Annotated in this window: 13 protein-coding genes; 12 read left to right on the forward strand and 1 reads right to left on the reverse strand. The window is 70.2% G+C overall.

The features are described from left to right. Window positions 1-22 precede the first annotated feature (22 nt). The 11 genes from JI739_RS06930 (at window position 23) to JI739_RS06980 (ending at window position 11,537) form a co-directional block, all read left to right on the forward strand. Window positions 23-1,195 (forward strand): ABC transporter substrate-binding protein, encoded by a 1,173-nt coding sequence (locus JI739_RS06930; protein WP_201683070.1) that lies wholly within the window; start codon window positions 23-25, stop codon window positions 1,193-1,195. Window positions 1,196-1,352: 157 nt separating this feature from the next. Continuing rightward, window positions 1,353-2,237, forward strand: a complete 885-nt coding sequence (locus tag JI739_RS06935; protein ID WP_201683071.1) for a branched-chain amino acid ABC transporter permease — start codon at window positions 1,353-1,355, stop codon at window positions 2,235-2,237. Beyond that, window positions 2,234-3,220 carry a branched-chain amino acid ABC transporter permease gene (locus JI739_RS06940; protein ID WP_201683072.1) on the forward strand — a complete coding sequence of 329 codons (987 nt, stop codon included), beginning with the start codon at window positions 2,234-2,236 and terminating at the stop codon, window positions 3,218-3,220. The genes JI739_RS06935 and JI739_RS06940 overlap by 4 nt, the downstream gene beginning before the upstream one ends. After that, window positions 3,217-3,999, forward strand: a complete 783-nt coding sequence (locus tag JI739_RS06945; protein ID WP_201683335.1) for an ABC transporter ATP-binding protein — start codon at window positions 3,217-3,219, stop codon at window positions 3,997-3,999. Before JI739_RS06940 ends, JI739_RS06945 begins: the two co-directional genes overlap by 4 nt. Continuing rightward, the gene (locus JI739_RS06950) at window positions 3,992-4,720 is read left to right on the forward strand and encodes an ABC transporter ATP-binding protein (RefSeq protein WP_201683073.1); all 729 of its coding nucleotides are present in this window, start codon (window positions 3,992-3,994) and stop codon (window positions 4,718-4,720) included. Before JI739_RS06945 ends, JI739_RS06950 begins: the two co-directional genes overlap by 8 nt. Before the next feature lie 17 nt (window positions 4,721-4,737). Further along, window positions 4,738-5,352 carry a VOC family protein gene (locus JI739_RS06955; RefSeq protein ID WP_201683074.1) on the forward strand — a complete coding sequence of 205 codons (615 nt, stop codon included), beginning with the start codon at window positions 4,738-4,740 and terminating at the stop codon, window positions 5,350-5,352. Between the two features lie 10 nt (window positions 5,353-5,362). Next, window positions 5,363-5,920 (forward strand): VOC family protein, encoded by a 558-nt coding sequence (locus JI739_RS06960; protein ID WP_201683075.1) that lies wholly within the window; start codon window positions 5,363-5,365, stop codon window positions 5,918-5,920. A gap of 23 nt (window positions 5,921-5,943) precedes the next feature. Continuing rightward, window positions 5,944-7,122, forward strand: coding sequence for an alpha/beta hydrolase family protein (locus tag JI739_RS06965; RefSeq protein ID WP_201683076.1), 1,179 nt, complete (start codon window positions 5,944-5,946; stop codon window positions 7,120-7,122). Between the two features lie 188 nt (window positions 7,123-7,310). After that, the gene (locus JI739_RS06970; RefSeq protein ID WP_201683077.1) at window positions 7,311-9,236 is read left to right on the forward strand and encodes a PAS domain-containing hybrid sensor histidine kinase/response regulator; all 1,926 of its coding nucleotides are present in this window, start codon (window positions 7,311-7,313) and stop codon (window positions 9,234-9,236) included. Window positions 9,237-9,269: 33 nt separating this feature from the next. Continuing rightward, window positions 9,270-9,749 (forward strand): bacteriohemerythrin, encoded by a 480-nt coding sequence (locus JI739_RS06975; protein WP_201683078.1) that lies wholly within the window; start codon window positions 9,270-9,272, stop codon window positions 9,747-9,749. Between the two features lie 141 nt (window positions 9,750-9,890). Further along, on the forward strand, window positions 9,891-11,537 hold the full coding sequence (locus JI739_RS06980; protein ID WP_201683079.1) for a tannase/feruloyl esterase family alpha/beta hydrolase: 1,647 nt from the start codon (window positions 9,891-9,893) through the stop codon (window positions 11,535-11,537). Window positions 11,538-11,595: 58 nt separating this feature from the next. Here JI739_RS06980 and JI739_RS06985 read toward each other — a convergent pair whose 3' ends face one another. Further along, window positions 11,596-11,985, reverse strand: a complete 390-nt coding sequence (locus JI739_RS06985; RefSeq protein WP_236589093.1) for a polyhydroxyalkanoate granule-associated phasin — start codon at window positions 11,983-11,985, stop codon at window positions 11,596-11,598. A 149-nt stretch (window positions 11,986-12,134) separates the two neighbouring features. On the opposite strand from JI739_RS06985, the gene JI739_RS06990 reads away from it, so the two are divergent. Beyond that, entirely contained in the window at window positions 12,135-13,409 is a 1,275-nt protein-coding gene (locus tag JI739_RS06990) for a LysR substrate-binding domain-containing protein (protein ID WP_354003685.1), read from the forward strand. Window positions 13,410-13,442 lie beyond the last annotated feature (33 nt).

Consider the following 13,442-nt stretch of genomic DNA (forward strand, 5'->3'; position numbering starts at 1 on the left):
CACAACCACTTGGAGACATGACATGAACGCCTTCACCGCCATCCGCTCACGCCGCGGCGTGCTCGCCGTCGCCGCCGCCCTGGCCTGCGCCGCCGTGCCCGCCTGGGCCCAGCAGGCGAGCGGCCCCATCCGCATCGGCATGATCACCGACCGCGTGGGCCCGGCCAAGCCGTACGCCGAGCCGGTGGCGCAGGGTGCGGTGTTCGCGGTCAAGCAGCTCAACGCCAACGGCGGGCTGCTGGGCCGCCCGGTCGAGCTGCTGGTGGAAGACGACCAGGGCCGCCCCGATGTCTCGGCCACCGCCGCGCGCAAGCTGGTGGACTCGGGCGTGGCCTTCATCCTGTCGGTGTCGCTCACGCCTGCCACGCAGCAGGCGCAGAACGTGACCATGGAAACCAAGACGCCGCACATGACGCCGTCCAACAGCGGCGACACGCTCACCACCCAGATCAACAACCCCAACTTCTGGCAGACCGGACCGCTGGGCTCCACCCAGATCGCCACGCTGTTGTCGTACGCCAAGGCCAAGAACTACAAGCGCGTGGCCCTGATCACCGACAACTCCGACCTGGGCCAGCTGACCAACAAGTTCTTCAAGGCTGGCCTGGAAAAGGCGGGCGTGCAGGTCGCGGTCGAAGAGGTGGTGCCGCGCGGCTCCACCACGGCCGAGCCGCAGATGCAGAAGCTGCGCGCGGCCAATCCCGACGCCATCTTCATGACCGGCGTGCTCACCCCCGAGAACGCGCTCATCCTGCGCGCCTACCGGCAGCTCGGCCTCAAGGCGCCGGTGCTGGGCAACTACAACCTGTCGGTGCCACAGACCTCGTCGGTGGCCAAGGGCCTGCTCGATGGCGTCGTCTTCGTCGATGCCTTCGACCCCGACAAGCCCGAGACCAAGCGCTTCATCGAGGCCTTCAAGAAGGACCAGGGCACCGAGCCCTACAACCTCAACGGCTACGGCTACGACGGCGTGATGCTGGTGGCCGACGCCATCAAGCGCGCCGGCAGCACCGACAAGGAGAAGGTGCGCGAAGCCATGCAGGCGACCAAGGGCTTCGCCGGCGTGATGGGGGCCAAGGGCTCCAGCTACGGCTTCCCCGAGGGCAAGCGCACCGGCTTCGACCCCAATGGCATGGTGGTGCGCGTGTACGAAGGCGACAAGCAGGGCAAGGTGGTGCACGTGGGGGCGAAGTAGGGAGGGTTGGCGGGCCGCCCTGGGCTTGCGGGTCCTGGGCCCCGCCGAGGGGTCGAAGGGCCTGGACGCCACCAGGCTTCGACAGGCCTGTCCTGAGCCTGTCCAGGGCTCAGCCCGGACAAAGCAGAAGAGGCTCAGGCCGAACGCAGAACCACCCATGACCGATTTCTTCGAGATCCTGATCAGCGCCGCCGCCACCGGCTGCATCTATGGCCTGATCGCCCTGAGCTACCTGCTCATGACGCGCCCCACCGGCATCATCAACTTCGCCGTCGGCGAGTGGGGCATGGTCGGCGCCTTCTCCGGCTTCGTGCTCCTGAGCTGGCTCGAGTGGCCGTATGCCGCCGGCATCGCCCTCATGCTGGGCTTCATGCTGGTGCTGGGCTGGGCCACCGAACGGCTCACCGTGCGGCCACTGGTGGAAAAAGGCGCGCCGCCGCTCGCGCCCATCCTCGTGCTGCTGGGCCTGCTGGTGGTGCTGCGCGAGGCGGTGTCCATCGGCTTCGGCCCCGACCCGCGCCCGGTGCCGCCGGCCTTCGGCTTCGGCCGGGTCGAACTGGGCCTGCTGGCCGGTTCGCACCAGAGCTTCTTCACCATCGCGATGACCCTGGCGGTGTTCGCAGGCGTGTGGTGGTTCTTCGAGCGCACGCTGACCGGCAAGTCCTTCGAGGCGGTGGCCATCGACCGGCGCGCGGCCGCGCTCATGGGCATCAACCTCGGCCGCGTCACCGCGCTGTCCTTCGCTGGCGGTGCCGCCGTGGCCGGCCTGGCCGGCATGCTGGTGGCGCCCAACGTGTCCGCCCACTACCTGATGGGCCTGCCCCTGGCCATCCAGGGCTTCACCGCGCTGGTGGTCGGCGGGGTCAACCGGGTCGAAGGCGCCCTGCTCGGCGGCATCGTGCTGGCGCTGGCCGAGCAGCTCACGGTGCGCTACGCGCCGATTCCGGCCAGCCTGGCGCAGGGGGTGCCCCTGCTGCTGCTGATCCTGTTCCTGCTCCTGCGGCCCACGGGCCTGCTGACGGCCAAGGGGGCACGCGCATGAAGACGCTGCTGCGTTACGCCGCCGTGGCCCTGGTGCTCTCGGTGGTGGCCTTCATGCTCGGCTCCTACCACACCGACGTGTACCGCAAGCTCCTGCTGTGGATCGCGCTGGCGCTGGGCTACAACTTCCTGTTCGGCATCGCCGGCCAGGTCGCCTTCTCGCACTTCACCTTCTACGGGCTGGGGGCCTACGCCGTGGTGATCGGCGTGACCCAGCTGGAGCTGCCGCTGGCGCTGGCGGTGCTCCTGAGCGTCTCGATCTGCGCGGTGGTGTCGCTGGCCGTGGCCATTCCGGCCACCCGGCTCGAGGGCTTCTACCTGGCGCTGGCCACCATGGCCTTCGCCCAGCTCTTCGTGGTGTTGCTCAATGCCGGCGGCGACTTCACCGGCGCCACGGGCGGGCTGGCCAACTACCGGCTGCCCGAAGTGTTCGGGGTGTACGTCACCGGCCCCTGGTACACGGTGGTCGTGGTGCTGCTGCTGCTGTTCACGGTGGCGACGCTGTGGCGGCTGGACCGCTCGTACTTCGGCCGCGCCTGCCGCGCCGTGCGCGACAACGCGGAGGCCGCCGCCGCCATGGGCATCGACGTGCCGCGCACCAAGGTGCTGGCCTATGCCGTCACCAGCACCCTGGCCGGGCTGGCCGGCGTGGTGTACGCCTTCGTGGACAACACCGTGAACCCGGTGATCTTCGGGCTCGAGAACTCATTCCTGCTGCTGTTCATGGTGGTGGTGGGCGGTTCGGGCAGCTTCCTGGGGGCGGTCCTCGGCGCCGTGCTGCTGTACCTCATGCCCTTCGTGCTGTCGCCCCTCATCGGCCACCACCATGCGCTGGTGTTCGGCCTGGTCATGATGGCCGTGGTGATGTTCCAGCCCAAGGGCCTGGTCGGGCTGCTGCCGGTGCGCGCACCGCGCCGCGCCGTCACCGAACCCGCCAGCGGCGCACCGGCCGCGCCGGCGCCGCTCGGAAAGGCCGCGAAATGAACGCCCCGCTGCTGCGAACCCGCGGACTGGGCATGCGCTTCGGCGGCCTGCAGGCGGTGGCCGACCTCGACCTGGAGACCTGGCCCGGCGAGATCCTCGGGCTGATCGGGCCCAACGGCGCCGGCAAGAGCACCACCTTCAACCTGATCGCCGGGGCGATGCGGCCCACCAGTGGCGTCATCGAGTTCGACGGCCACGCCATGGTCGGCCGGCCCACGCACGACTTCGCCCGGCGCGGGATCATGCGGACCTTCCAGCACAACAAGCCGTTCGAGAGCATGTCCCTGGCGGACAACGTGAAGGTGGGCATGCACACCCGGCTGCCGCTGTCGCTGTGGCAGGTGCTGGCGGCGGCGCCTGCCACCCAGTCGGTCGAAGCGAAGGCCGCCCGCCGCGCCGAGGAGCTGCTCGAGTTCGTGGGCCTGGGCGAGTGGGTGCATGCCGACGTGGGCACCTTGTCCTTCGGCCAGGGCCGGCTGCTGGAGATCGCGCGGGCGCTGGCGGGCGAACCGCGCCTGATCCTGTTCGACGAGCCGGCCGCCGGTCTCACCGCCGCCGAATGCGAGCGCCTGGCGGGCATCATTGGGCGCATCGCCGCGCAGGGCATCGCGGTGCTGCTGATCGAACACGACATGCGTTTCTTGATGGCACTGGCGCACCGCGTGGCGGTGCTCAACTTCGGCCGCAAGATCGCTGACGGCACGCCCGCCGAGGTGCAGGCGCACGCCGACGTGGTGCGGGCCTACCTGGGCAACGTGGAGGCGCTGTCGAATGCTTGAACTCAAGGACGTGAGCGGCGGGTATGGCCACGGCCACGTGATCGAAGGCATCGACCTGCGGGTGGACACGGGCGAAACCATCGCCCTGCTGGGCCCGAACGGCGCCGGCAAGTCCACGCTGCTGGCTGCCCTCTCGGGCGTGCTGCCCAAGCGCGGCGGATCGATCCGGCTGGACGGCACCGAGCTGGCCCAGGCGTCCAGCCACCGCATCGTGGCCCAGGGCCTGGTGCAGGTGCCGGAGGGCCGGCGCATGTTCGCCCCGCTCAGCGTGGAGGACAACCTGCGCCTCGGGACGGTGGGGCTGCAACAGGCCAGCAGGTCGGCGGTGGCCGAGCGCTTCGACTATGTCTACAAGCTGCTGCCGCGCCTGGCCGAGCGGCGCCACCAGCGCGCCGGCACCCTGTCCGGTGGCGAGCAGCAGATGGTGGCCGTGGGCCGCGCGCTGATGTCGAAGCCGCGCGTGCTGCTGCTCGATGAGCCCTTCCTCGGCCTGGCGCCCCGCGTGATCGAGGAGATCCGCGCCGCGCTGGAGGCGCTGCGCGCCGGCGGCCTGACCATGGTGCTGGTGGAGCAGAAGCTGGACATCGCCCTGCCCTTCACCCGCCGCGCCTACGTGCTGATCAAGGGCCGGGTCGCCCTGGTCGAGGACAGCGCCACCCTGGCCCGGCGCGACGACCTGGCGCAGCTGTACTTCAACCTCGCCACGCAAGCGGCGCATTGAACACGAAGGAGACCCCCATGGCCGATGAACAGACGCCGCTGCGGGCCCGGCACACGGCCACCGCGGCAAGCCGGGGCGTGCATCACCTCGCCCTCAACACCGAGGACATGAAGCTCACCATCGACTTCTACACCCGGGTGCTGGGCATGCCGCTGATCCACGCGTTGCGCGTGCCACCGGGCGTGGGCACCGGCCCCGCCAACCGAGGCAACCCGCCGTTCGAGAACCTGCGCCACTACTTCTTCGATGCCGGCGGCGACACCCTGGTGGCGTTTTTCGAGATGCCGCGCGGCGCCAAGGGCGCGCACGACCGCGACGCGATCGGCGCCATGCAGCACTGCTCGTTCACCACCACGCAGGCACAGTTCGAGGTGCTGCACGCCCGGCTGCGCGAGGCCGGCGTGCCGGTGATCGGGCCGGTGAACGTGGGCGCCCAGACCTGGTCCATCTACTTCTTCGACCCCAACGGCATCCGCCTCGAGTATTCGTGGCAGGAGCATGATGGCGACGATCCGCGCGTGCTCGAGCGCTGGACCCAGACGCGCGAGGAGTGCCTGGCCGAGCTGCGCTCCGTGTCCGACGACGCGGACTGGCTGGCCCGGGTCACGCAACACCTTCCCGAACAGCGCTGAGGAGTACCCCATGTCCGACTTCGTTCCGATCCGACAACTGCACCACTTCGCCTGGCGCTGCCGCGACGCCGAGGAAACCCGCCGCTTCTACGAAGACCTGCTGGGCCTGCCGCTGACCCACGTGGTGCGCGCCGACCATGTGCCCAGCACCGGCGACCACTGCCCCTTCGTGCACCTGTTCTTCGAGATGCGCGACGGCAGCTCCATCGCCTTCTTCGACCTGGGCGACGACCAGGCCGCCGATCCGTCGCCCAACACGCCGGCCTGGGTCAACCACCTGGCACTGCGGGTCGATTCCGAAGCCGAACTGGTGGAGGCCCGGCGACGCCTGACCGAGGCGGGCGTCGAGGTGCGCGGCCCCATCGACCACGACGGCTTCGTCAAGTCCATCTATTTCTTCGACCCCAACGGCATCCGGCTGGAGCTGACCACCCTCACCGCGTCGGAAGACGAGCTGGCCGGCTACCGCCGGAAGGCCCGCGCCGCCTGCGACGCCTGGACCCGGGAGAAACAGGCCGCCCGCGCGGCCTCTTCCACCACCTCTTCCACCGCCTCTTCCGCCGCCTGACCGATCAGTCCCGAACGCACGACATGGCCGACACCACCCCCCGCTACCCGATCGATGCCGAATGGGTGCACATCAAGTTCGCGCAGAGCTCCGCCTTCAAGGAGGTCTACGGCTTCGCCGGCACCCAGGGCTTCGTCAACCTCGAGGGCATTCGCTACGTTCCTCGCGGCAAGCCCTCCAAGACGCTGCTGCTGTACATGCACCCGGCCACCACGCTGCAGCTGCTGCCTATGCCGCGCGCCATGGCCGAGAGCGGCATGCACGTGCTGTGCGCGGGCAGCCGCTACCAGCGCAACGACAGCGCCCTCATCATGGAAAACGTGGTGGTGGACCTGGGCGCCTACATGCGCCATGCGCGCGAGGTCTGGGGGTATGAAAAGGTGGTGGTGGTGGGCTGGTCGGGCGGCGGCTCGCTCGCCTTGTTCTACCAGTCGCAGGCCGAGCATCCCACCGTGACGCACACGCCGGCCGGCGACCCCTGCGGCATCGTCGAGGCCGGGCTGATCCCGGCCGACGGCTTCATCTTCCAGGCCGCGCATGTCTCGCGCGCGGTGGTGCTGACCGATTGGATCGACCCGTCGGTGCTGGACGAGAACGACCCCGACAAGCGCGACCCGGAGCTGGACCTCTACCACCCCGACCACAAGCCCCCTTATTCGGCCGAGTTCCTGGCGCGCTTCCGCGCCGCGCAACTGGCCCGGGTGCGCCGCCGCACGGCCTGGGTCAAGGAAACGCTGGAGATGCTGCGCAAGCGAGGCGGCCTCGAGATGGAACGCGGCTTCGTGACCCACCGCACCATGGCCGAGCCGCGCTTCCTGGACGGCCGCATCGAGCCCAACGATCGCCCGATCGGCACCTGTTTCACCGGCGTGCCGGAGACCGTGAACACCGGCCCGGTCGGCCTCGCCCGCTTCAGCACGCTGCGGGCGTGGCTGTCGCAGTGGTCGCCCGACGACACCAACGCCCATGGCGAGAAGTCCGCCGCGAAGATCTCGGTGCCGCTGCTGGCCATCGAGCACAGCGCCGACGACGCCGTGCCGCAACCGCACACCCAGCGCATCTACGACGCGGCCGCCAGCCGCGACAAGACCATGAAGGTGATCCCCGGCGCGACACACTACTTCTCCGGCCAGCCGGAACACCTGCAGCAGGCGGTGACGCTGTGCACGGAGTGGCTCGCGTCGCGCAAGCTGCTGGGGTGAGCTGGACGAGCTGGCCCATCCGCTCGCCCTGGGCCTGCCGCCTGGTGGCACCGATCCAGCTTCTGTAGCGACCCTTGTCCGCAAGGACGGGGTACACGTCCCTGGCTGGCTCTGCCGTGCCTATTGGGTATGCTCGTGGGCTGCTCCGATGAGCGCCGTCGAGCCGATGCCCCCCTGCCCGCAGACCGATGCGCACGCCTGAAGTACCCTCCGCCCTCGATCCCATCTCAGCACAGGCCACCGCGCTGTACGACCTGCTGCCGACGGGCATCTGCGTGGTGGACGACGAGGGCCGCGTGCTGGCGGCCAACACGATCTACTGCGACATGCTGGGCTATCCCCGCGAAGAGTTGATCGGCACGCCGGTCGCGCGGATCACCTCCGCCGACGACATCGGCCGGGACGACCGCATGCGCCACGACCTGCTGCACGGCGCGTTGCGCGAGTACCGGGTCGAGAAGCGCTACCGGCACAAGCAGGGCCACACGATCTGGGTGCGCGTGGACGCACGCCGGGGCGGTGTGCTGCCCGACGGCCGGCCCTACGCCGTCGGCACCATCAACCCGATCGAGGACCTCAAGCAGACCGAACGCGAGCTGGATCTGACGCGAGCGCATGTCAATGCCGTGTTCGAGCAGAGCACCATCGGCGTCGCGGAGACCGACCTCAGCGGCCGGCTGCTCGCGGTGAACGACCGCTACTGCGAACTGATGCAGCGGCCCCGCGAGGAGCTGATCGGCGTGCGCATGGACCAGTTCACGCATCCCGAGGACCTCGAGGCCAACCTGCCGCTGTTCGAGCGCCTGGTGCCGGGTGACCAACTGGCGATGGACAAACGATACGTCCGCCCCGATGGCTCGCACATCTGGGCCAAGGTCGCCATCTGCCCGATCCGCGGCAGCCGCGGCGAGCCGACCCAGGCGTTGCTGGCCTGCCTGTTCGAGATCACCGCACGCAAGCGATTGGAAGAAAACCTGCGCGAGGCCGACCGCCGCAAGGACGAGTTCCTGGCCATGCTCGCGCACGAGCTGCGCAATCCGTTGGCGCCGATCGCCGCGGCCGCCGGCCTGCTGAAGGATCCGGGCTTGCCGGCCGACAAGCTCGCGCGCATCAGCGACGTGCTGGCACGCCAGGCCCGCCACATGGCCGGCCTGCTCGACGACCTGCTGGACGTCTCGCGCGTGACCCGCGGCCTGGTGGAACTGGACAGGTCGCCGGTCGACCTGCGCACCACGGTGGCCGAGGCCATCGAGCAGGTGCGCCCGCTGATGGAGGCGCGCCGCCACGCGTTCGAGCTGCAGGTGGGCCCGCGCGCCCCGGTCGTCACCGGCGACGCCAAGCGGCTGGTGCAGGTGGTGGCCAACCTCCTGAGCAACGCCGCCAAGTACACGCCCCCGCCGGGCCGCATCCTGCTGTCGCTGCAGGTCGACGGACGCGACGCCATCATCCGCGTGGCCGACAACGGTATCGGCATGACGCCCGAACTGGCCGCCCAGGCCTTCGAGCTGTTCACGCAGGGCAAGCGGCCGGTGGACCGTTCGCAGGGCGGGCTGGGCATCGGCTTGCCGCTGGTGCGCAAGCTGGTCGAGTTGCACGGCGGCCAGGTGCGCGCCGACAGCCCCGGCGAGGGCCAGGGGTGCGAGTTCACGGTGGTGCTGCCCCTGGCCATGCAAGCCCATGCGGCCGGCACGCCGGCCGAGGGCGACGCGCTGGGGCATGCCGCGCGCCGTCCGCTGCGGGCCCTGGTGGTGGACGACAACGCCGACGCGGCGGCCATGCTGGGGCTGCTGCTCGAATCGCTGGGGCACCAGGTCACGGTGGCCAACGACGGCGATGCCGCGCTGGTGGCCGCTCGCGAGCAGCGGCCCGACGTCTGCCTGCTCGATATCGGCATGCCCGGGATGGACGGCAACACGCTCGCGGCACGGCTGCGCCGCATGCCCGAGACGGCCGAGGCCGTGCTGATCGCGGTCACCGGCTACGGCCAGGAGCAGGACCGCCGGGAGGCCGCCGCCGCGGGCTTCGACCACCACTTCGTCAAGCCCATCGCGATGGAGCCCCTGATCGACGTCCTGTCGTCCCTGCCGGCCGTCCAGGCCCGGCTGGAGATTTAGGGACAATACCCGGCCGACGTACCCGCCCGAGCCATGAAATCCGATCTCTCCCATCGCCACGAAGACGCACCGCGCCCGAACAGTGACACCAGCTTCATGTGGTCGGACGCCAGGCTGCTGGGCTTCGGGCCCATGGACAAGACGCACGAAGAGTTCTACACCGTGGCCTTCCGGCTGCTGACCTGCACGGCCGACCGGGCCCAGGCGGCGCTGGACGATTTCGAGGAACACGCCCGCGCGCACTTCGGCGAAGAGGAGGAGTGGATGCGCAGCACCGACTTCCCGCCCTCCGACTGCCACGTCGACGAGCACGCGGCCGTGCTCAAGTCGGTGCAGGACGTGCGCGAGGCGCTCACCGAGGGCCGCGCTGGCGTGGAGCTGGTGCACGACTTCGCCATGCACCTGTTCCAGTGGTTCCCCGGCCACGCCGACTACCTCGATTCGGCTCTGGCCGCCTGGATGGCCAAGCGCACTTACGGCGGCAAGCCGGTGGTGCTGCGCCGCAAGATCTGAACCCGCGGTGATCGCCGGCACTCGAGGCCGGCAAGTCGGCCGCCGACACGACTGGTTACCTTCACCGCTCCATCGCATCTCCTGCGCGTATACCTCGGCTGCCCGCGTCCCTGCGGTGCACATCGACGAAGGAGACAACCGATGAGAGCGACTTTCGGCCGGACAGCTTCGCTGACGGCATTGGCGGCTGCCGCCCTGGCAGCTTGCGGCGGCAGCGACGGTGACCCGGTGGTGCAGACCAAGGCCTGTGCCGATCTGGCCGGCATGACGCTTCCCAAGGACCGGATCGGGCTGGACAGCAACGGTGCCCGCATCGACACGGCCACCGTCGTGGCCGCGGCCGGGGGACTGCCTGAGCATTGCGACGTGCGGGGGGCGATCCTGCCGGTGGATGCCGTCAACGGACTGCCCATCAACTTCCGTGTGAACCTGCCGACCAGCTGGAACGACAAGGCCGTGCACTTCGGGGGCGGCGGCTACAACGGCACGGTGGTGTCCGGCACCGGCGCCGTGCCGTCCGCACCGACGGGTGATCCGGTTCCACTGGCGCGCGGCTACGCCACCTTCGGCAGCGACTCGGGGCATACCGGCGGCAATGCCAGCTTCGGCACCAATCCCGAGGCCGTGCTGAACTTCGGCTACGCGCAGATGAAGAAGACCCGCGATGTCGCCGTGCAGCTGATGCGCGAGCGATACGGCAAGGCGCCCAGCCGCACCTACTGGGTGGGCAGCTCGCAGGGCGGCCGCGAAGGACTGACGGTGGCGCAGCGCTTCCCCGCCGACTACGACGGCATCCTGGTCCGGGTGCCCGTGGTCAACTTCACCGGGCTGCAGATCTTCGGCAACCGCGTCGGCCAGGCCATGTACGACAACGGCAGCGGACTGGGCTGGATGAACAGCGCGAAGGTGCAACTGCTGCACAACGCGGTCATGCAGGTGTGCGATCCGCTGGACGGCCGCACCGACGGCGTGATCAGCAACTACGCCGCCTGCACCTTCGATCCGACCACGCTGCGCTGCCCCTCGGGCACCGACGAGGGCAACACCTGCCTGTCCGACAAGCAGATCGCCACCGTGAACGCCGTGCACCAGGACCTGAACTACGGCTTCACCGTCGCGAACAACGTGAACGGCTATTCCGGCTGGGGCTGGGGCCACGAGTTCGACCCGACCGCCAGCTGGGTGACCTGGGTGACCGGCAGCGCCGCGCCCACCCCCACCACCCCGGGCTCGAACATTGCCAACTTCGGGGCGCAGTACGTGCGCAACTTCATCGCCCGCGACCCGAACTACGACGCACTCAGCACCGACCCGGCGACCGGCTTCACGCCGGCGCGTTTCAGTTCACGGATCCAGGAACTCGCGCCCGTCGTCGACGCGACCAACCCCGACCTGAGCGGTTTGCGCGCGAGCAACGGCAAGCTGATCATCGTGGAGCACGGCGGCGACTACGCGCGCAGCCCGCGCGCCACCATCGCCTACTACAACAGCGTGGTCGCCCGCATGGGCCAGCCTGCGGTGGACGAGTTCGTGCGGCTGTACTTCGTGCCCGGCGCCGACCACGGCGGCAACGGCGCCAGCAACTGGCCCGCCACCCAGTTCGACTGGCTGGCGGCGCTGGAGGACTGGGTCGAGCGCAACCAGCCGCCCGGCGAACGCATCGAGACCGTGCAGCGGGTGGGCGGCTCCGTGGTGGCACGCCGCGCAGCCTGCAAGTGGCCGCTCTACCCGCGCTTCAACGGCGGTGATCCGAACACGGCCGCGGGGTACACGTGTGCGGCGCCTTGAGCAACTCAGGGGTTGAGGGTGAGGGATCAGTGGCTAGGGGGGACACGCCCCCTGGACCCTAGCCCTTCAGCGCTCCCAGGCGCTTCGAGTTGGCGGTCGCGCGGCGGTGCACCGGGGCCAGGCCGCGTGCGGCCACGGCCACGCTGGCGGCGCTCATGTTCTCGGCCCAGCGAGCGGCCGTCCAGGGGCCGCCGGTGAAAGCGCCGGCGGCCATGGTCCAGCTGGTGCGGGCCCACTCCATCCACATCGCCATCCACGATTCGACGAAGGCGGACGACTTCTCGGTGAACATCCGCTGGAACTCACGCCGATCGCGGTTCGACAGCACCGGGCCGGCCAAAGCCATGCGCGACACCCGGTGGGCGACGACTTGCGGGGCGGCGACCGCCAGGGCGGTGCACTGTTTCATCAGCGCCTGCTGGCGGCGCGCGTGGTGGCTGGAACTCATGGGCGTTGCGATTCTTGGTTGCGTTGGATGACCCAGTATCACCAGTGAGGATGGGCTGTGGCTGCCAGCGTGCAGGCATGCAGCACGTGGGCGAAGTCCCACGGTTCAGCCGGCCAAGCGCGCCGGACCCCGTCGATATACTCGCGCCCGTGTCGAGCGACGACCCCCGCCTGTCCCACGCCTCAGCCGCCGAACGAGAGGTGCCGGACAGCATCGAGCGCATCAAGGCACTGCGTTGCCTGTCCGCCGTCGCCGAACACGGCAGCACCACCCGCGCCGCCGAGGTGGTGCACCTGTCCCAGCCCGCCGTCACGCGATCCATCCGCGACCTCGAACACCACGTCGGCGAAGCCCTCTTCGAACGGGGTGCGCGCGGCATGGCTCCCACGCCGCTGGGCGCACGGCTCGCCACGCGGTCCGCGCGCATGCAGGCCCTGCTGGCCCAGGGTGCGGCCGAGGCCCTGCAACTGTCCACGCCGCCGCCACGCCGGGCCCCGCTGCCGCAGCGCTTCGCCGCCTCGGTGGCACCGGCCTTCCTCAAGGCGCTGCTGGCGGTGGCGGCCCGCTCGACCGAATCCGCCGCGGCCGAGGCGCTGGGCATCACCCAGCCGGCCGTGCACCGGTCGCTGCAGGCGCTGCAGGACGCCTGCGGGGCCTCGCTCTACATCAAGTCCGCCCGCGGCACGCGCCTGACCGACAGCGGCGAAGCGCTGCTGCGCCGGGTCAAGCTGGCGGTGGCCGAGTTGCGCGCGATGGAGGCCGACATCGCCGCCTGGCGGGGACAGGTTCGCGGCCGCGTGGTCATCGGCGCGCTGCCCATGTCGGTGCACCTGGTGCTGCCGCGAGCGGTGGCGGCCGTGCGCGAGCGGCACCCGGAGATCCGCGTGACGGTGGTCGATGGCACTTATGAAAGCCTGACCCGCCAGTTGCGCAGCGCCGACGTGGACCTCGTGGTCGGCGCCCTGCGCGCCGAGCCGCCGTCGGAGGTCGAGCAGGAGCCGCTGTTCCAGGACGAGCTGGCGGTGATCGCGCGACCCGACCACCCGTGCCTGCAGGGCGCCGACCTGAGCCTGCAGTCGCTGCTGCATTGGCCGTGGGTGGTGCCGCTGCCCAACACGCCGGCGCGCGCCGCGCTGGAGCGCGCCTTCACCGCGGCCGGGCTCGCGCCGCCAGACGACTTCGTGCAGGCCACCAGCTCGGGCTTCACCCGGGCCATCGTCTCGGGCACCGACTACCTGGCATTCGCCTCGATGGGCCAGGCGCGGCGCGACGAGCGCGCCGGCATCCTCCGCGTGGTGCCGGTGCCGATGTCGAGCACCACGCGCAAGATCGGCATCGCGATGCGCAGCGGCGGGGAGCCCTCGCCGGACCTGCTGGCGCTGCTCGAATCGTTGCGGCTGCAGGCTGGTGCGCTGGGCTCATAAGGCGAACAAATATCCCGGCAGCAATCCGCATTG

Origin of the sequence: Ramlibacter aurantiacus (assembly GCF_016722895.1) — a bacterium.
GTDB classification, from domain to species: domain Bacteria; phylum Pseudomonadota; class Gammaproteobacteria; order Burkholderiales; family Burkholderiaceae_C; genus Ramlibacter; species Ramlibacter aurantiacus.